Source organism: Ornithinimicrobium pulveris, from assembly GCF_050261105.1.
In the GTDB taxonomy this organism is placed as follows: Bacteria; Actinomycetota; Actinomycetes; order Actinomycetales; family Dermatophilaceae; genus Ornithinicoccus.
Window position 1 is genome coordinate 1,521,153 of the sequence record NZ_CP189837.1, and the last position, 16,585, is coordinate 1,537,737.

At 71.0% G+C, this 16,585-nt stretch carries 15 protein-coding genes; 10 read left to right on the forward strand and 5 right to left on the reverse strand.

Annotation, left to right across the window (positions count from 1 at the left end; all coding sequences use genetic code 11):
- The first annotated feature begins 50 nt into the window (after window positions 1–50).
- Together ACQBAT_RS06960 and ACQBAT_RS06965 are read left to right on the forward strand one after the other, a co-directional pair.
- The gene (locus ACQBAT_RS06960; RefSeq protein WP_420745870.1) at window positions 51–1,253 is read left to right on the forward strand and encodes an ROK family protein; all 1,203 of its coding nucleotides are present in this window, start codon (window positions 51–53) and stop codon (window positions 1,251–1,253) included.
- A gap of 5 nt (window positions 1,254–1,258) precedes the next feature.
- Window positions 1,259–2,233 (forward strand): acetylxylan esterase, encoded by a 975-nt coding sequence (locus ACQBAT_RS06965; RefSeq protein WP_420745869.1) that lies wholly within the window; start codon window positions 1,259–1,261, stop codon window positions 2,231–2,233.
- Here ACQBAT_RS06965 and ACQBAT_RS06970 read toward each other — a convergent pair.
- On the reverse strand, window positions 2,230–3,891 hold the full coding sequence (locus ACQBAT_RS06970; protein ID WP_420745868.1) for an alpha-N-arabinofuranosidase: 1,662 nt from the start codon (window positions 3,889–3,891) through the stop codon (window positions 2,230–2,232). The genes ACQBAT_RS06965 and ACQBAT_RS06970 overlap by 4 nt on opposite strands.
- Before the next feature lie 60 nt (window positions 3,892–3,951).
- On the opposite strand from ACQBAT_RS06970, the gene ACQBAT_RS06975 reads away from it, so the two are divergent.
- The 4 genes from ACQBAT_RS06975 to ACQBAT_RS06990 all read left to right on the forward strand — a co-directional run bounded on the left by ACQBAT_RS06975 (window position 3,952) and on the right by ACQBAT_RS06990 (window position 9,859).
- Entirely contained in the window at window positions 3,952–6,606 is a 2,655-nt protein-coding gene (locus tag ACQBAT_RS06975; protein ID WP_420745867.1) for a GNAT family N-acetyltransferase, read from the forward strand.
- Between the two features lie 74 nt (window positions 6,607–6,680).
- Entirely contained in the window at window positions 6,681–7,259 is a 579-nt protein-coding gene (locus tag ACQBAT_RS06980) for a DUF5998 family protein (RefSeq protein WP_420745866.1), read from the forward strand.
- Between the two features lie 50 nt (window positions 7,260–7,309).
- Window positions 7,310–8,497, forward strand: coding sequence for an alkaline phosphatase family protein (locus ACQBAT_RS06985; RefSeq protein ID WP_420745865.1), 1,188 nt, complete (start codon window positions 7,310–7,312; stop codon window positions 8,495–8,497).
- A gap of 75 nt (window positions 8,498–8,572) precedes the next feature.
- Window positions 8,573–9,859 carry an endo-1,4-beta-xylanase gene (locus ACQBAT_RS06990; protein WP_420745864.1) on the forward strand — a complete coding sequence of 429 codons (1,287 nt, stop codon included), beginning with the start codon at window positions 8,573–8,575 and terminating at the stop codon, window positions 9,857–9,859.
- On the opposite strand, the gene ACQBAT_RS06995 is transcribed toward ACQBAT_RS06990, so the two are convergent.
- The 4 genes from ACQBAT_RS06995 to sepH are packed head-to-tail and all read right to left on the reverse strand — an operon-like array spanning window position 9,856 to window position 13,101.
- The gene (locus ACQBAT_RS06995) at window positions 9,856–10,458 is read right to left on the reverse strand and encodes a hypothetical protein (RefSeq protein WP_420745863.1); all 603 of its coding nucleotides are present in this window, start codon (window positions 10,456–10,458) and stop codon (window positions 9,856–9,858) included. The two genes, ACQBAT_RS06990 and ACQBAT_RS06995, sit on opposite strands and share 4 nt — an antisense overlap.
- A gap of 6 nt (window positions 10,459–10,464) precedes the next feature.
- Window positions 10,465–10,602: a hypothetical protein gene (locus tag ACQBAT_RS07000; protein WP_420745862.1), complete on the reverse strand. Its 138-nt coding sequence runs from the start codon at window positions 10,600–10,602 to the stop codon at window positions 10,465–10,467.
- Between the two features lie 56 nt (window positions 10,603–10,658).
- Window positions 10,659–11,357, reverse strand: coding sequence for a thymidine kinase (locus ACQBAT_RS07005; RefSeq protein ID WP_420745861.1), 699 nt, complete (start codon window positions 11,355–11,357; stop codon window positions 10,659–10,661).
- A 46-nt stretch (window positions 11,358–11,403) separates the two neighbouring features.
- A complete protein-coding gene (gene sepH, locus ACQBAT_RS07010) occupies window positions 11,404–13,101 on the reverse strand; it encodes a septation protein SepH (RefSeq protein ID WP_420745860.1) in 1,698 nt (565 codons plus the stop codon).
- Between the two features lie 83 nt (window positions 13,102–13,184).
- On the opposite strand from sepH, the gene ACQBAT_RS07015 reads away from it, so the two are divergent.
- The 4 genes from ACQBAT_RS07015 (at window position 13,185) to ACQBAT_RS07030 (ending at window position 16,581) form a co-directional block, all read left to right on the forward strand.
- Window positions 13,185–13,856: a trimeric intracellular cation channel family protein gene (locus ACQBAT_RS07015; protein ID WP_420745859.1), complete on the forward strand. Its 672-nt coding sequence runs from the start codon at window positions 13,185–13,187 to the stop codon at window positions 13,854–13,856.
- Window positions 13,853–15,232 (forward strand): ferrochelatase, encoded by a 1,380-nt coding sequence (locus ACQBAT_RS07020; protein WP_420745858.1) that lies wholly within the window; start codon window positions 13,853–13,855, stop codon window positions 15,230–15,232. The genes ACQBAT_RS07015 and ACQBAT_RS07020 overlap by 4 nt, the downstream gene beginning before the upstream one ends.
- A gap of 6 nt (window positions 15,233–15,238) precedes the next feature.
- Window positions 15,239–16,087 carry an inositol monophosphatase family protein gene (locus ACQBAT_RS07025; protein ID WP_420745857.1) on the forward strand — a complete coding sequence of 283 codons (849 nt, stop codon included), beginning with the start codon at window positions 15,239–15,241 and terminating at the stop codon, window positions 16,085–16,087.
- Window positions 16,088–16,281: 194 nt separating this feature from the next.
- The gene (locus ACQBAT_RS07030) at window positions 16,282–16,581 is read left to right on the forward strand and encodes a DUF4193 domain-containing protein (protein WP_420745856.1); all 300 of its coding nucleotides are present in this window, start codon (window positions 16,282–16,284) and stop codon (window positions 16,579–16,581) included.
- Window positions 16,582–16,585 lie beyond the last annotated feature (4 nt).

The window sequence follows — 16,585 nt, forward strand, 5'->3', positions numbered from 1 at the left end:
GCACGGCAAGGCGTGGCGCGCGCAGGAGCGGAGTGCGTAGGGTTGCCCGTATGGCCCCTGCGACGTTGCCCCATTCCGCGCGCCAGTCCACGCTGCGGGAGACCAATCTCGGGCTGGTCCTGACGTCAGTCTGCGCTGCCCCCGAACCGGTCTCGCGCGCCTGGGTGGCGGCCACGACCGGGATGACCCGCTCCACCGTCTCGCGCCTCGTCGATGACCTGGTCGAAGGGGGTCTGCTCGAGGAGGGCGCAGCCCGGTTGGCCGGACCCGGGCGCCCGTCCATTCCGTTGCTGCCCACCGCCTCGCGGGTAGGGGCGCTGGGCCTGCAGGTCAACGCGGCACACGTGGCTGCCCGACTGCTCAACCTCAGGGGTGAGGTGCTGGCGGAGTCGCGCTCGGAGCCGGACCTGGTGGGCTCGGAACCGGGGGAGGGTCTGAAGCTCCTGGGCACCCACATCGCCGAGCTGCGAGGCAGTGCTCCAGCGGGGATGCGCCTGCTCGGGGCGGGGCTGGCGGTGCCGGGTGTTGTTGATCGGGCCGGCCGGAAACTGCTCAAGGCGCCGAACCTCGGCTGGACCGGCGTGGATCCGCTCGCGGAGACCAGCCTCAGCGACGCTCTGGAAGGGATACCGCTGAGCCTGGGTAACGAGGCCAACCTCGCTGCGCACGCGATTGCCCAGCCCCGCCCCGGACGGGCCGGCGAGCATGCTGACTTCGTCTATGTCTCAGGAGAGATCGGCATCGGTGGCGCGATCGTGGTCGAGGGCCACGTGCAGACCGGTGAGCGCGGGTTCGCCGGCGAGATCGGGCACGTCACCTACCTGCCGGATGGTGACCCGTGCCCGTGCGGATCGCGCGGCTGCCTGGAGCGCTATGCGGGCCGGTTGGCGATGATCCGCCGGGCCGGGCTGCCCGAGGGATCGACGCTGGCCCACCTGCGGGCCCGGGCGGCCGAGGGCCATGAGGGCAGCGCCACCGCGGTCGCGGTCGCTGGCGCGGCTCTGGGGGTGGTCCTGGCCGGTGTGATCAATGTGGTGGATGTCTCGACCGTGGTGCTCGGGGGAGAGATCGGCGAGCTCGCGGACGAGCTCAGCCCGGTCGTGCAGGAGGCGCTACGCACCCGGGTGATGGCCGCGCCCTACATGTCGCTGCAGGTCGTCCACGACGAGGATGACATCGGTGGGGCTACCGGGGCAGCGTTGGTGCACCTCGATGCGCTGGTGTCCAACCCGGCCTCGTTCCTGGAGCTCTGAGCGCTGTGCACAGCGACCTGCCCCTGGAGGAGCTACGGACCTACCGGCCCGAGGTGGCCGAGCCCGCTGACTTCGACACCTTCTGGTCGGACACGCTCGAGCACGCACGCAGTACCAGCTCGACCGCGACGGCGGTGTCGGCCCACACCCCGCTCACGACCTTGACGGTGCAGGACGTCACCTTCCCCGGCTTCGACGGAGATCCGGTGCGGGCCTGGTTCCTGCGGCCTCCTGGTGATGAACCGCTGCCGTGCGTGGTGGAGTTTCTCGGTTATGGCGGCGGCCGGGGCGTGGCTCATGAACGACTCACCTGGGGCTCGGCGGGATTCGCGCACCTGGTCATGGACACCCGAGGTCAGGGCTCAGGCTGGGGAAGCGGCGGGGCCACGGCCGACCCCCACGGGAGCGGCCCAGCCTTCCCCGGCTTCATGACTCGCGGCATCCAAAGCCCACAGACCTACTACTACCGACGCCTGATGACCGACGCCGTGCGCGCGGTCGACTACGCACTGAGCCGACCGGACGTCAGAGCCGACCAAGTCGCGGTCGAAGGCACCAGCCAGGGCGGCGGGCTGGCGCTCGCGGCGGGGGCACTGCACGGCCGGGTGGCGGCCGTGCTGTCGCACGTGCCCTTCCTGTGTCACTTCGCCCGGGCACTGAGCTGCACAGACGCCTTCCCCTATCAGGAGGTGGTCGCCCACCTCGCGGTCCACCGCGGCACCGAGGAGCAGGTGCTGCGCACCCTGTCCTATGTCGACGGGGTCAACATGGCCCGGCGGATCTCCTGCCCCGCGCTGGTGTCGGTCGCTCTGATGGATCAGACCTGTCCTCCCTCGACGGTCTTCGCCGCGATCAACCACCTGGAGGTGACCCCGACGGTGGAGGTCTATCCCTACAACCGGCACGAGGGCGGGGAGGCCGAGCAGTGGGGGCGGTCGGTCACCTGGCTGCGGGGGGTCTTCGCCGCCGCGACGGACTAGGCCGGGTCGAGCACCACGCAGGCCCACGACGGCGCGGCCAGCCGAAGGGTCACGGTCGTGCTGCCCGCCTGCACGTTGCTCTCGTCGGTGCTGCCCTCGTCGCTGCTGCCGTCGTCCCCGCTGCGCTCGACACCTCTCGCATCGTCGGTGCTCACGCTGACCCATTCCAGGGGGATCGCCCGCACCCGCTCGGCGTCTGGCCCGTTCGTGGTCCACCGGTCTCCGTCCGCAGGTGCCGCGACCGTCTCGGCCAGCCGCACGGCATACGGGCCGGGAAGCTCGACCCGCACCTCCCGAGACGTGTCCAGCCCTCTGTGCACGAGGAAGAGCGCCACGCTGCCGTCCTCGTCCAGGGTCGCGACAGCGTCGACGTCAGGGACCGGCCCGCCGGGCGTGCCCAGCTCGACCGAGTCGACCGCGACCGGCAGGACCTGCCCGCGGGCGTGCGCAGCGGTGAGCCGGAAGGGGTCGAAGGTGCTCTGTCGCCACGCCGGCCCACCAGGCTCGGTCCGAATCGGCGCGATGACATTGACCAGCTGGGCGAGGTTGGCCATCGAGACCCGGCCGGACCGACGGACCAGGGTGATCAGCAGGGCGCCGACCACGACGCCCTCGGTCACCGTGTAGGTGTCCTCCAACAGGTGGGGAGCGTGCTGCCAGGGCCCGGCGACGAACTCGTCCTGTCGGGTCAGCCACTCCTGCATCCGCCAGACATTCCACTCATCGACCGCGATGCCTGGGGTCGGCGACCCGGTCTTCGCGGCCACCTCGTCGATGATCTGGACCACCTGCTCGATCTGCTCCTCCAGGCGGAGGTTGGCAGCGAGGAAGGAGGCGGTGTCACCGTCGAGCTCCTCGGCATAGAAGTGCAGCGCGATGTGATCGACCAGCCCGGCCGTCTGGGTGAGGACCTCCCGCTCCCAGTGGCCGAAGGTGGGCAGGTCCCCTGCAGAGCTGCCCGCCGCCACCAGCTCGATGTCCGGATCGATCATCCGCATCAGGCGGGCGGTCTCGGCGGCGAGCCGACCGTACTCCTGCGCCGTCGAGTGCCCGATCTGCCACGGCCCGTCCATCTCGTTGCCCAGGCACCACAGCCGAATGTCGAAGGGTTCCTCGCGACCGTTGCTGCGGCGCTCGTCACTGAGCGCGGTGCCACCGGTGTGGTTGGCATATTCCAGCAGGTCAGCGGCCTCCTGCATGCCGCGGGTGCCCAGGTTGACGGCCTCGATCAGCTCCAGATCGGCCTGCTCCGCCCAGGCGGCGAACTCGTGCAGGCCGACGGTGTTGGGCTCCAGGCTGTGCCACGCAGGGTCCAATCGGGTCGGACGCACTTCTGCGGGGCCGACGCCATCCTCCCAGCGGTAGCCCGAGACGAAGTTGCCGCCGGGATAGCGCACCGTGGTCACACCAAGCTCTCGCACCAGGTCCAGCACGTCCTGCCGGAAGCCCTGCTCCGTGGCGGTCTCATGACCGGGCTCATGGATCCCGTCATAGACCGACCGCCCCAGATGCTCGACGAAGGTGCCGAACAGCCTGCGGGGCACGGTCGCGCCCGCCGACCCGGGGTCGATCCGCACCGTCGCGGGGCCGGAGGTGTCAGGTGCGGTCTCGGGGGCCTTCTCGTGGGCGTCGAGGCTGTCGCTGGGGGTGCTGGCCATCCATCATGTCTATCAAGACCGCGCCCAACCCGTCGGCCGAGCCGGTGGAATGATGGGGACATGACCGAGCAGGCAGAGCTGCCCCCCGGCTACCCGCAGCAGTGGGAGGCTGACGTCGTGCTCTCCGATGGACGGGTGGCGCACGTCCGCCCGATCCTGCCCTCGGACACCGAGCTCATCCACGCCTTCCACGCCGGTCAGTCCGAGGAGTCCATCTACCTGCGCTTCTTTGCCCCGATCAAGCGCCTGTCGGACAAGGACGTCCACCGCTTCACCCATGTGGACTACTCCGACCGGGTCGCGCTGGTGATGGTGATCGGGGAGGCCATCGCCGGGATCGGACGCTATGACCGGGTCGAGCCGGGTGGGCCGGTCGCGGAGGTCGCCTTCAATGTCTCGGACCAGCACCAGGGACGGGGGATCGGCTCGGTCCTGCTCGAGCACCTGGCCGACATCGGCCGGGAGGCCGGCGTCCGCCGGTTCATCGCCGACGTCCTCCCGCAGAACCGGAAGATGATCTCGGTCTTCCGCGACGCCGGCTATGAGGTCTCGCACGAGTTCGACGACGGGATCATCGCGGTCGCCTTCGACATCGAGCCCACCGACGCCTCGCGCGCCGTCCGCATGTCCCGCGAGCACCGCTCCGAGGCCCGTTCGGTGCGTGCGGTGCTCAACCCCTCCAGCGTCGCGGTGATCGGCACCAGCCGTCGACGCGGGACAGTCGGGCGGGCCTTCCTCGACGACATCGTGGACGGCGGGTTCACCGGGTCCGTGTATGCCGTGAACTCCCGCGCCGAGCCCGGCACCCTGATCGGGGGTCACCCCAGCCACCGCTCGATCGCCGACATCGAGGGCGGTGTCGACCTGGCGGTGATCGCGGTCCCGGCCGAGGACGTGCTGGCGGCGGTGGAGGACTGCGCTCAGGCGGGGGTGCGGGCGATCATCGTGGCCTCCGAGGGCTTCGCCGAGGCCGGCGAGGAGGGGATCGCGCTGCAGCGCGAACTGCTCGCCCGGGCGCGACGGCATGGCATGCGGGTGCTGGGACCCAACAGCTTCGGGCTGATCAACAACGACCCCGAGGTCCGCCTCAACGCCTCGCTCGCCGCGGCCGCGCACCTGCCCGCTCATGGCGGGCTCGGGCTGTTCGCCCAGTCCGGCGCTCTCGGGGTGGCCGTGCTCGCCTCGGCCCAGCGGCGCGGCCTGGGGATCTCCTCCTTCGCCTCGGCGGGCAACCGCGCCGACATCTCCGGCAACGACCTGATGCAGTACTGGCTCGATGACGAGTCGACCACCGCGGTCGGCCTCTACCTGGAGAGCATGGGCAACCCGCGCAAGTTCTCCCGGATCGCCCGCAAGCTGGCCAGCGTCAAGCCGGTGATCGTGGTGAAGTCCGCGGTGAGCTCAGGTCCCGCCGGTCGTGCCCTGCGCCGCACCCAGGAGCGTCCTGAGGCCTTCGGTCAGATGCTGCGCCAGGCCGGTGTCATCCGCGCCGACAACATCCACCAACTCTTCGACGTGGCCCAACTGGTCCTCGACCAGCCCTTGCCGCAGGGCCGTCGGGTGGCGGTCGTGACCAACAGCCACGCGTTGGGTGCCCTGGCGGCCAGCGCTGCCCGATCCCGCAACCTTGAGGTGACGCGTGGTCCGGTCTCGGTGCCGGCCGAGGCGCTCACCGACCAGTTCCGCAGCGCCGTCGAGGAAGCGCTCGCCGATCCCGACGTGGACGCTCTGATCGCCTGCTTCATCCCGCCGGTCGCCTCGATCGACCCCGAGGTCGTCGACGCGGTCGGGGACGCCGTGGAGGCCGGTGGCAAGCCGTGCGTGGCCACCTTCATGGGGATGCGGGGCCTGAGCCCGGGCCACGGCGTGCCGGCCTATCCCACCCCCGAGGACGCCGTGCGCGCCCTGGCCGCGGCGACCAACTACGCCGAATGGCTGCGTACCGACCACGGCGAGCGCGTGCGTCCCGAGGGGATCAACCGGCGCACCGGCCACGACATCCTGGAGTCCGCGCTCGCGCGCGATCCGGAGGGTGGGCCGCTGTCCGCGCAGGAGAGCGCCGCCCTCCTGGAGGCCTACGGCATACCGGTCTGGCCCGCCGTCCCGGTGGAGTCCGACGACGCCGCCGTGGACGCCTATAAGAAGACCAAGGGCACGGTCGTGCTCAAGGCGACCTCGCCGCGGCTGCAGCACCAGCCCGGGCAGGGCTGGATCCGGACCGGGCTGCGCCACCCCAAGGCGGTGGGGGCGGCCTACCGGGATCTGTCGGCCCTGCTCGAGCCGCTCGGGGCGCCGGGCATCGCGCTGCAACGGATGGCACCGGGCGGGGTGACGGTGGAGATCAGCACGTCGGAGGATCCGCTCTTCGGGCCGGTCATCGGTTTTGGGGTGGCTGGGCTGCCGGTGGATCTGCTGGGTGACGTCGCCCACCGTTTCCCGCCGCTGACCGACGTGGACATCCACGACATGGTGTCCTCGATCAAGGCGGCCCCGATGCTGGACGGCTACCGGGGCGCCCCCGCGGTCGACCACGACGCCCTGCACGACCTGATCGCCCGGGTCTCGGTGCTGGCCGACGATCACCCCGAGCTGGCCTACCTCCGGCTCAACCCGGTGATGGCCCACCCCGACGGGGTCGAGGTGCTCGGCGCCGAGGTGCGGGTCGCGCCTGCGCCGACCCGTAATGATGCCGAACGACGCACCCTGCTCAGCTGATCCGCACTGCCTGCACGCCCGATTCCCCCGGGTATGTCGTGGCTCACCCCTGCGCGATGGTGCACCATGGGGCCATGGCCCGCCGTCTTCGCTCCACCTTGCCGGACTCGCTCGTCAACGACATCGAGAGCGCCGGCTACCTCCCCGCGGTGGTCCACGATGTGGTGCTGACCGCGGTCGGTCGCGAGCAGGTCGTGAGCCACCTGGTGCACGCCGAGACCACCTTCGACGAGACGGCGGTGCGCAACCACCTCACCGTCCTGGTGCTCACCGACCGGCGCCTGGTCATCTCGCATGCCGATGACCACGAGGGGCCGGACCGCCAGCGACTGGCCACCGCCACCACCGAGACGGTGCCGCTGCGCCAGGTGCGCGGCGTCATGCTGACGCATGTCGTCCCCGACCCGGACACCTACGACGGCAGCCTGGACGGACGCGCCATCACCCTGACGTTGGGCTGGGGGGCCGTAGCGCGCGTGGACCTGTTCCCCGGGGCCTGCGAGGACCCCGCGTGCGAGGGCGATCACGGCTATGAGGGCACGGTGTCCGGTGACGACATCTCACTCCGGGTCGCCGCCGATGCCGACGGGACGGACCGCCTGGAGCGTGCGCTCGGCTTTGCCCAGGAACTGTCGGCCCGCATCGGCCGGTGAGTCAGGTGGGCTCGACCGACGGCGATGCAGGCTCACGGGGTGGGTCGGTCGTGGCCCTCGACCCCGTTCAGCAGGAGCGCGTGACGCACGCCCGAGAGGCCTACCAGCCCCCGCCACCGGGGAACGGGTTGGCCTCGGTCCTGCCCGCCGCGCTGGTGGCGCTGGGGACCGAGCTGAGTGACGACATACCGGAAACGGCCTGGGCACTGCCGCCGAGCCGCGCGGTGGTGGTCGTCCTGGTGGACGGTCTGGGAGCGACCCAGCTCGCCCGCCGCTCCGGCCACGCCCCGACCCTGCGCAAGCTCACCCAGGCACTGCCGGAGAAGGACTCCCGCTGCGGCTTCCCCTCCACCACAGCGACCAGCCTGGCCAGCCTGGGGACCGGTCGGTGCGCGGGCGAGCACGGGATCATCGGCTGGCAGGCCGGGCTGGACGGCGGCGAGCGGCTGTTCAACCACCTGGCGTGGAAGGACGGTCCCGAGCCCGCTTCCTACCAACCGCTCCCGACGATGCTCGAGCGGGCCGCGGAGGCAGGCGTGCGGATGACGACCGTCTCGCGGGGCAAGTTCGAGAACTCCGGCTTCACCCGGGCCGCGCTGCGCGGTGGCGACTTCACCCCGACCGGCAAGGCCCCGGAGCGGGTGACGGGGGTGCTGGATGCGGTCCGGCCACGCAAGGGCGCCCCCGCCCTCGTGTATGCCTACTGGGAGGACGTCGACAAGGTCGGCCACGAGTTCGGGCCGGACTCCCCGGAGTGGGGCGAGGCGGTGGAGGAGATGGACGCCTTCGTCGGTGCGGTGCTCCGCGGAGCACCCGAGGGGACGACGGTCGTGGTGACCAGCGATCACGGCATGGTCGAGGCGCCCGAGCACCGGCGTCGCGACCTGGCCCACGGTGACGTGCTGGGGGAGGGCGTGCGGCTGCTCGCTGGAGAGCCTCGCGCGCCCCAGGTCTGGTGCGAGCCGGGTGCGCTCGCCGACGTGGCGGCGTGCTGGCGGGAGGAGCTCGGCGAGGACGCGATCGTGCTGACGCGCGACGAGGCGGTCGAGGCGGGGTGGTTCGGTCCCGTGCTGTCCGGGCGGGCCGAGCGGGTCGGCGACCTCATCGCGGCGATGCTCGGGGAGGCGACGGTGCTGGATTCGCGGCTGTTGCGACCGGAGGTCGTGCGGCTGCGCGGACACCACGGCTCGATCACCGAGGCGGAGACGCGGATCCCGATGCTCGTGGGACAGGCCTGACCTGGATCGATGGCCAGAGGGATAGTTGTGTGGTAAAACTAAAAGGGTAAGGACCTCAACCGAACCCTGGAGTCAATGATGACCACGTCACTCACCCCTCGTTCCCGCAGCCGGTTGTCCCTCGCGATGGGGGCAGCCCTGTGCGCCGGACTGCTGGCCGTCCCGGTCGCCGCCACGGCAGGTCCGCCGGACCACGCAGGGGGACCGGGCAAGGGCCAGAACGCCTCCTCGCAGCGGGGCTCGCTCCCGCCGGGCCTGGCGAAGAAGGACACGCTGCGGGATGCCGCGCCCAGCAGTGTCCGGATCGGCACCGCGGTCGCCGGGGGCGGCCACCACGAGGCCGAGGACTACCCCGAGCCGTTCCCGAACGACCAGGAGTACCGCGCCTTCGTGGCGGCCAACTTCTCCTCGATCACGCCCGAGAACCAGATGAAGTGGGAGTACCTGCGTCCCAGCCAGGACGAGTTCAACTTCACTGCCTCGGACGACATCGTGTCCTTCGCTGCCCAGCACGGCCAGCACGTGCGCGGACACGCGCTTCTGTGGCACAGCCAGAACCCGGAGTGGCTGCTCCAGGGTGACTTCACCGACGACGAGCTGCGCGAGATCCTGCGCGATCACATCCACACCGTGGTGGGACGCTACGCCGGGCAGATCCAGCACTGGGAGGTCACCAACGAGATCTTCACGGATGGCCCGAACCCGCAGCTGCGCAGCGAGAACATCTTCCTGGACCGGCTCGGGCCCGAGATCATTGCCGATGCCTTCCGCTGGGCGCACGAGGCCGACCCGAGGGCTGTGCTCTACATGAACGACTACAACGTCGACGGCATCAACCCCAAGTCGAACGCCTACTACGCCCTGATCCAGGAGCTGCTGGCCGACGGTGTGCCGATCCACGGTTTCGGCAGCCAGCACCACCTGGGGCTGCAGTACGGCTTCTCGGCCGACTCGATGGCGGCGAACTTCGCCCGGTTCGGCGCGCTGGGGCTGGAGACGGCTGTCACCGAGATCGACGTCCGCGGGTATGTCGACGACGCGGACGTGCTCGACCACACCCACCCGCAGATGCGTGGTCGGGACCGCCAGACGCAGGCAGACTGGTACTCCGATGCCCTCGCGGTCTGCCTGGGCGAGTCCAGCTGCACCTCGTTCACCGTCTGGGGCGTGCTCGACGAGCACTCCTGGGTGCCCAACACCTTTGCGGGGCAGGGTGACGCGCTGCTCCTCGAGGGCGACTACGACCGCAAGCCGGCCTTCTGCGCCATCCAGCAGACCCTGGTCGAGGCAAACCCCGGTGGCTCTGCACGCTGGGTGAACCACCCGGCCTACCAGGCCTGCCGCGACCTGCAGGCGGGCTAGGACCTGCGGCCATCGACCCCTGCGGCGCCCTCGGGCGTCGCAGGGGTCTCTGCTGTGCGCCGCCAGCGCTGCACATCGACGATGCCGACCCGCTCCAGGTGGCGGACGATGACGACGAGGGCGAGGACGCAGCCGAGCATCTCGAGGGACTCCTCGATCCACTCCCAGACCGGCATGAGCTGCCGGAGCGGGTGCTCGATCTCCAGGGTGCGCACCGCCAGGCCACTGAGCAGCTCGACGCCGACGGCCCCGGCGCCGTAGACGGCCATCGAGATCAGCAGCCCGATGATGACGATCCGGGGAAGGGGGCGCATGAGGACTGTGAGGACCGCGAGCGCGATGAGAGCGATGATGATCCCTGGCACCAGCCACTCGTGGGTCAGCATCGAGCCCTGGTTCATGCCGAGGAGCTCTGGCAGCGCTTCGTGGATCGAGATCTTCTCATCCAGGCTGAGCAGGAAGACGGCGACGGCCAGGGCGCTCCACGCCACGCGGTGGCGGGTGGTGGAGGCGGCGACTGCCGCCACGACTGCGGCGGCCGCGACCAGTTGGAGCAGCCCGACGTTGAACCAGGTCGCCACGGAGAACTCGGCATTCATGTCCAGCTAGCGGCTGATGTGGCGGCCGAAGCGGGCCTCGAGCCGAGCCTCGATGAGATGGAGGAAGAGGTGCCCGGCGCCGATTACCAGGATGAGCAGGATCAGCCAGTGGCCGATCCTGCGCGTCAAGGGGCTCCAGAACATCCGGGCAGTGTAGGTCGGGACGGGAGCTGGTCCCTAGTCGAAACAGCGCGCCAGGCTCAGGTGGTCGTGCGGCCAGGGCCAGGGAGCGGGCACAGGTCCAGGTCGAAGGGCAGGACCTCCGGGGACAGCGACTGGGCCCGCGCCGCCGAGGCGTTCATCCGGCGCATGTAGTGCCGGCGGCAGAGCATCTCGTACTCCACCACCGGGGTGGCTTCGTCGTCGGCACCGGCGACATCACCGACCACCACCTGCTCACCCTCCACGACCATCACACCGTCGATGACGCGGGCGTTGACGGTCGCCGCCTTGCCGCACCAGCACAGCGCCTGCACCTGCAGCTGCTGGGTGCGGTCCGCGAGCTCGATGAGGCGTCGGGAGCCGGGGAAGAGCTGCGTGCGGAAGTCCGCGGTGATGCCGAAGGCGAAGACGTCCACGCCCAGCTCGTCCACGAGCCGGGCCAACTGCTCGACCTGGACCGGGGTGTAGAACTGCGCCTCATCACAGATCAGGTAGTCCACCCGTCGGCCGTTGGTGACCTGGCTGACGACGAACTCCCAGAAGTCGAGGTCATCGGTGACCTCGAGGGCTTCCTTGGTCAGGCCCAGGCGGGAGGAGAGCACCGCGGCGCCGGAGCGGTCGTGCTTGGTGAAGAGCAGCCCCGCCCGCCCCCGGGTGGCGTGGGTGTGGTCCATCTGGAGCGCGAGGGTCGACTTGCCGCAGTCCATCGTTCCGGTGAAGAAGGCAAGTTCGGCCACCGGTGCAGTCTACGGGGGAGGGGGAGCGCTCCCCACACCCTCTCGGTCAGCCGCGCTTGGGTCCGGAGCCGAACATGATGTCGTCCCAGCTGGGCACGCTGGTCCGACCCTTGCGCCCCTTGGCGGAGGTGGCCTGCTCCTCGGACGCGCCGGGTTCCTCAGTCGTGGGTACCTCAGTCGTGGGTTCCTGAGGCGTGGGTTCCTCGGTCGCAGGTTCATCGCCCTCAGGCTCGGCCTGGGCCGGATCCTGGACTGCAGCCTCATCCGGGGAGGGCTGCGCGTCGGCAGCCGTCGCGTCCTCGTCGTCCTCTACGACGTCGTCCTCGGTGAGTTCGTCCTCGATGACTTCGTCCCCGTCGAGTTCGTCCTCGGGGAGTTCGTCCTCGGGGAGTTCGTCCTCGGGGAGTTCGTCCTCGGGGAGTTCGTCCTCGGGGAGTTCGTCCTCGGGGAGTTCGTCCTCGGGGAGTTCGTCCTCGTCAGTGCCAAAGAACTCGTCGAAACTGACCTCGTTCGGGTCGTGGTGCAGGCGGGCATAGGAGACCTCGGGCTCGCCGTCGGCCGGGTCATCCTCGGGTGCGCCCACCGCCGTGGGCAGTTTGGGCAGGCGCAGGTTGCGCCTGGCGCCCTTGCGGCGTCGCGAGCCTCGACCGCTCGGCTGCTCGGCCTGTTCCCGGTTCCCCTCCTCTTGGTTGGCCGGCTCCTGGCTCGTCTGCTCCTCGGACTCCTCGCTCGATCCTTCGACCGACGCCTCGGAATCCGGACCGACGGGGTCAGGGCTCTCGGGTGCTGAACCGCGCGGGTGCGCCGCGGGCGGGTCGCCCATCGTCTCCGGATCGAAGGCGAAGTCTTCCAGCGGCAGCACCTCGTCGACCATGCCGCCCGACTCTCCGGCGGCACCGGACCTGCCGCGGGACTTCTCAGCCGCACCGCGGCTCTTGCCCTCACCGCCGCCAGCCTTCTCGCTGGCAGCCGTCTCGCTGGCAGCCTCGGAGTCCCCACTGTTGCCGGGGGTGCCTCGACGGACAGTCCCGGCCACGCCCTCATCGGTCTTCCGGGTGCGCTTGCCCCGGCGCGAGCGCCGCTCACGCATGGTGGCGATGAGGTCCTGCGCCTCGTCGTCGGCCACTGACGTGCCCAGCAGCGGGTGTCCGGCGAGCCCACCGGGCAGCGCCTGCTCGTCCTCGCTCAGCCAGCGCGCCTCGTCATCCAGCGCCTCGATCGAGCGGTCGAGCACGTCGTAGTGCCAGGCCGCGCGCCGTTCCTTGCCGCCAGCGGCGAAGATCACCAGCACCGTCCAGGGGCCGTGGTGCTCGCTGCGGGCTGCATCCCAGGAGATGTCCTCGGAGCGGACACCGCGGGTCTGCAGGCGTTCGCGGACACGGCGGTCCAGGGTGTGCGAGCCGTCGGTGCGACCGTGCGCCCGCACGTGCGCGGCCTGCGCCAGGCCGACCACGTGCTCGCGCTCGGCCAGGACCGGTCCCTCGAAGCGGTGCACCCGGGCCAACTCCCACCCCGTGCTCTCGGCAACTTCCTCAGCGGTCTGCCCCGCCCGGATCAGCGCCTGCACCTCGCGCGGGGTCGCACCAGCGGCCGGTCGTGCACCATCACCGTCGGCCGCCCGGGGGCGGGGGCGAAGGGCCGACCGGAGGCGGTCGTCCACGGGCACGGCATACCGGGTCCCGTCATCGGACACCAGCACCAGATGGCCGGACTCGTCGATCTCGGCGAAACGCAGCTCCTGCATGCTGCCCCACTCTGCCACCTCGCCCCGCGGTGCCAGGGCAGGCCACGCCGCCCGAGCGGAGCGGAGATACGCTGAATCCCGCCATGTCCCTCGCCCCCGCCCACGTGCTCCTCGCCCTCGACCTCGTGGGCATCTTTGCTTTCGCGATCTCCGGGGGACTGGTCGGGCTGCGCGCCCGCCTGGACCTGTTCGGCATCGCGGTGCTCGCCTGGATCACTGGCCTGGGCGGCGGGATCATCCGCGACGTCTTCCTCGGCGATGTGCCTCCGGTCGGCATCACGCACCCGGGCTATCTGCTGACCGCGCTCTTCGCCGGCGTCGTCGTGGTGCTCGTGCGCCCGCGACTGATGGACCTGCGCCGACGTCGCCCCGGTCTGCGGATCGGGCTGATCGGCTCGGCGGTCAAGCATCTGGATGCCGTCGGGCTGGCCGTGTTCGCCGTCTCCGGCGCGCTCAAGGCCGTCCAGCTCGGCGCGCCGCCCCTCGCCGCGATCCTGGTCGGCGGCATCACGGCGGTCGGCGGCGGAGCCCTGCGCGACGTCCTCGTCGGCCAGGTCCCCGAGGTGCTCCGCCGGGAGCTGTATGCCGTGCCCGCTCTCCTCGGCGCGACGGTCATCGTCGTGGCCGACGCCTTTGGCGTCCTCGGCGTGCCCGTCCTCTGGCTCGCCGTGCTGCTCGTCCTCGCCATCCGGATCGCCGCGATCCACCTGAACCTGCAACTTCCCACCCCCGACCGGACAGGAGCCACTCCATGAGCCAGCCCACCGAACCCACCCCCCAGCCGGCCGAGGCCCCCACGGGCCCCGAGGCGCCGGTCGACCCCTCGGGTGCCCCGATCGAGGGCACGATGGATGGTCCGGTGCAGCCGGCCTCCGCGCTGCCGCCCACCGAGCAGGAGGACGAGGTCATCGCCGAGCTCGAGGAGTCGCTCAGCGAGGACACCGAGTCCGAGCTCTTCCCCTACCAGGCCATCGTGCTCACCTCCTTCGGCGGACCGGAGGGGCCGGAGGAGGTCATGCCCTTCCTGCGCCGGGTCACCGCCGGTCGCGGCATCCCCGACGAGCGCCTCGAGGAGGTCGCCGAGCACTACCTGCACTTCGGTGGCAAGAGCCCGATCAACGACCAGAACCGCGCGCTCATCGACGCCCTGCGCCAGGAGCTGGACCGCCGCGGCATCGCGATCCCGGTCCTCTTCGGCAACCGCAACTCCGAGCCCTTCCTGGTCGACACCCTCCGCGAGGCGCACGACGAGGGCATGACCCGCCTGCTCTCGGTCACCACCAGCGCCTACAGCAGCTACTCCTCCTGCCGCCAGTACCGCGAGGACATCGCCGGCGCCATCGACGAGCTCGCCGCCGAGGGCAAGGCGGTCAACGTGGACAAGATCCGGCAGTACTGGAACCACCCCGGTTTCTCCCGCACCAACGCCCGCATCGTCACCGAGGGCGCCCGCTCCTTCCTGCAGCGCGGCGACGCGAGCGAGGAGCGCACCCAGGGCGACCTGGCCACAGATGGCGACCCGGCCACCGATGGCGACCGGGGTGCTGCGCCCGAGGCGGGGGACACGCCATACCTGGTCTTCGTCACCCACTCGCTGCCGGCCGCCATGGACGACACCTCGGGCCCGGGGGACGACGAGGGCAACCTCTACTCGCGCCAGCACCAGGAGCTGGCCGCCGCGATCGCCCGGGAGGCCTCGGCCACCCTCGGGGTCGAGCTGGAGCATGACCTCACCTATTGCTCCCGGTCGGGCCCGCCGAGCCAGCCGTGGCTCGTCCCAGACGTCAATGACCACCTCGCCGTCCTGCACGAGCGCGGCGTCCGCACGGTGGTTCTCGCCCCGATCGGCTTCGTCTCCGACCACATGGAGGTCGTCTTCGACCTCGACACCGAGGCGGTCGAGACAGCGCAGGAGCTCGGGATCGAGCTGCTCCGGGTGCCGACGGTCGGGACCGACACCGAGTTCGTCGTCGGCCTGGTCGACCTCGCGATCGAGCGCGCCGCCCAGGCGCAGGGCGCCGCCGTCGACCTGCCCACCTGGCCGGGTGACGAACCCCGCCCCGCGATCTGCCGGCCCGGCTGCTGCCCGAACCTGCGCGTCGCCAAGCCCGCCGCCTGCGGACAGGACTGAGCCCGTATGCCGCTTCCCACCTCCCCCGACCCGCTCACCATCCCCATCGGCGAGCGGGCCGAGCTCGAGGCCCTCGCGATCCGGCTCGCCGAGGAGGCCGGTGCGCTGGTGCGGGACCAGCGACCCGACCGGCTCGGCGTCCAGCAGACCAAGAGCACCGACCTGGACGTCGTCACCGTGATGGACCAGCGCTCCGAGCAGTTGCTGCGGGAGCGGCTCGCCGAGCTGCGCCCGGACGATGGGGTGCTGGGCGAGGAGGAAGGCGTCACGGCCGGCAGTTCGGGGCTGACCTGGGTGGTCGACCCGATCGATGGCACCGTGAACTACCTCTACGACCTGCCCGGGTATGCCGTGTCCGTCGCCGTGGTCGTCGGCGACCCCACCGTCGAGGGGGCGTGGGCGCCGGTGGCCGGTGCCGTCCACGTCCCGCGGACGGGGGAGACCTTCCATGCGCATGCGGGCGGTGGCGCGCGGGTGCGCCTGGCTGGCGGCCTATGTGGCGAGCTCTCGGTGAGTGACGTGGCTGACCTGGGCGCCACCCTGGTGGCGACCGGCTTCGCCTACGACCGGGAGGTGCGGGTCGGCCAGGCCGAGATCGTGGCCCGGCTGTTGCCGCAGGTGCGCGACATCCGCCGGCTCGGCGCCGCAGCCGTCGACCTCTGTCACGTCGCGGCGGGCCGGGTGGATGTCTATTACGAGCGCGGCTGCCACGCCTGGGACATCGCCGCCGGCATGCTCTGCGTGACCGAGGCGGGCGGCGTCGTGACCGGTGCGAGCCGTGAGCAGCCGCCCGGCGAGAGCCTCGTCGTCGCCGGGGGTCGGGGCGCCCACCAGACGCTGCTCGAGCACCTCTGACCGCCCGTCGGGACCCCGCTCCCACACCCCTGGAGGTGGGCTGCGGGGCCCGACTCGCGCAGACCCCGTCCGATAGGGCACAATCCGCCCGACAGCACGGGCCGACATGACGTGTCCATCTCGGGCACAAAACGGGGGGCTCGCGCGTTCTGGACGACTGAATGACGCTGCACGCTAGACCGAAGGAGACCGCCATGGCCACTGACTACGATGCCCCACGCAAGACTGAGGAAGAGCTCAACGAGGACTCGATCGAGGAGCTGAAGGCCCGGCGCAACGACAAGGCCTCGGGGAGCGTCGACGTCGACGAGACCGACCAGGCCGAAGGCTTCGAACTGCCCGGCGCGGACCTGTCCAACGAGGAACTCTCGGTCCACGTCCTGCCCCGGCAGTCCGATGAGTTCACCTGCTCGCGCTGCTTCCTGGTGCACCACCGCAGCCAGCTCGCCAAGGAGGTCGGCGGCTCGCCGGTCTGCTCCGAGTGCGCCGCCTGACGCA

Bases quoted from the DNA above. Each gene is read 5' to 3' on its own strand.
- ACQBAT_RS06960 (WP_420745870.1), top strand. From the start codon at position 51: ATGGCCCCTGCGACGTTGCCCCATTCCGCGCGCCAGTCCACGCTGCGG.
- ACQBAT_RS06970 (WP_420745868.1), bottom strand. From the start codon at position 3,891: ATGGCCAGCACCCCCAGCGACAGCCTCGACGCCCACGAGAAGGCCCCC.
- ACQBAT_RS06975 (WP_420745867.1), top strand. From the start codon at position 3,952: ATGACCGAGCAGGCAGAGCTGCCCCCCGGCTACCCGCAGCAGTGGGAG.
- ACQBAT_RS06980 (WP_420745866.1), top strand. From the start codon at position 6,681: ATGGCCCGCCGTCTTCGCTCCACCTTGCCGGACTCGCTCGTCAACGAC.
- ACQBAT_RS06990 (WP_420745864.1), top strand. From the start codon at position 8,573: ATGATGACCACGTCACTCACCCCTCGTTCCCGCAGCCGGTTGTCCCTC.
- ACQBAT_RS06995 (WP_420745863.1), bottom strand. From the start codon at position 10,458: ATGAATGCCGAGTTCTCCGTGGCGACCTGGTTCAACGTCGGGCTGCTC.
- ACQBAT_RS07000 (WP_420745862.1), bottom strand. From the start codon at position 10,602: ATGTTCTGGAGCCCCTTGACGCGCAGGATCGGCCACTGGCTGATCCTG.
- sepH (WP_420745860.1), bottom strand. From the start codon at position 13,101: ATGCAGGAGCTGCGTTTCGCCGAGATCGACGAGTCCGGCCATCTGGTG.
- ACQBAT_RS07015 (WP_420745859.1), top strand. From the start codon at position 13,185: ATGTCCCTCGCCCCCGCCCACGTGCTCCTCGCCCTCGACCTCGTGGGC.
- ACQBAT_RS07020 (WP_420745858.1), top strand. From the start codon at position 13,853: ATGAGCCAGCCCACCGAACCCACCCCCCAGCCGGCCGAGGCCCCCACG.
- ACQBAT_RS07025 (WP_420745857.1), top strand. From the start codon at position 15,239: ATGCCGCTTCCCACCTCCCCCGACCCGCTCACCATCCCCATCGGCGAG.
- ACQBAT_RS07030 (WP_420745856.1), top strand. From the start codon at position 16,282: ATGGCCACTGACTACGATGCCCCACGCAAGACTGAGGAAGAGCTCAAC.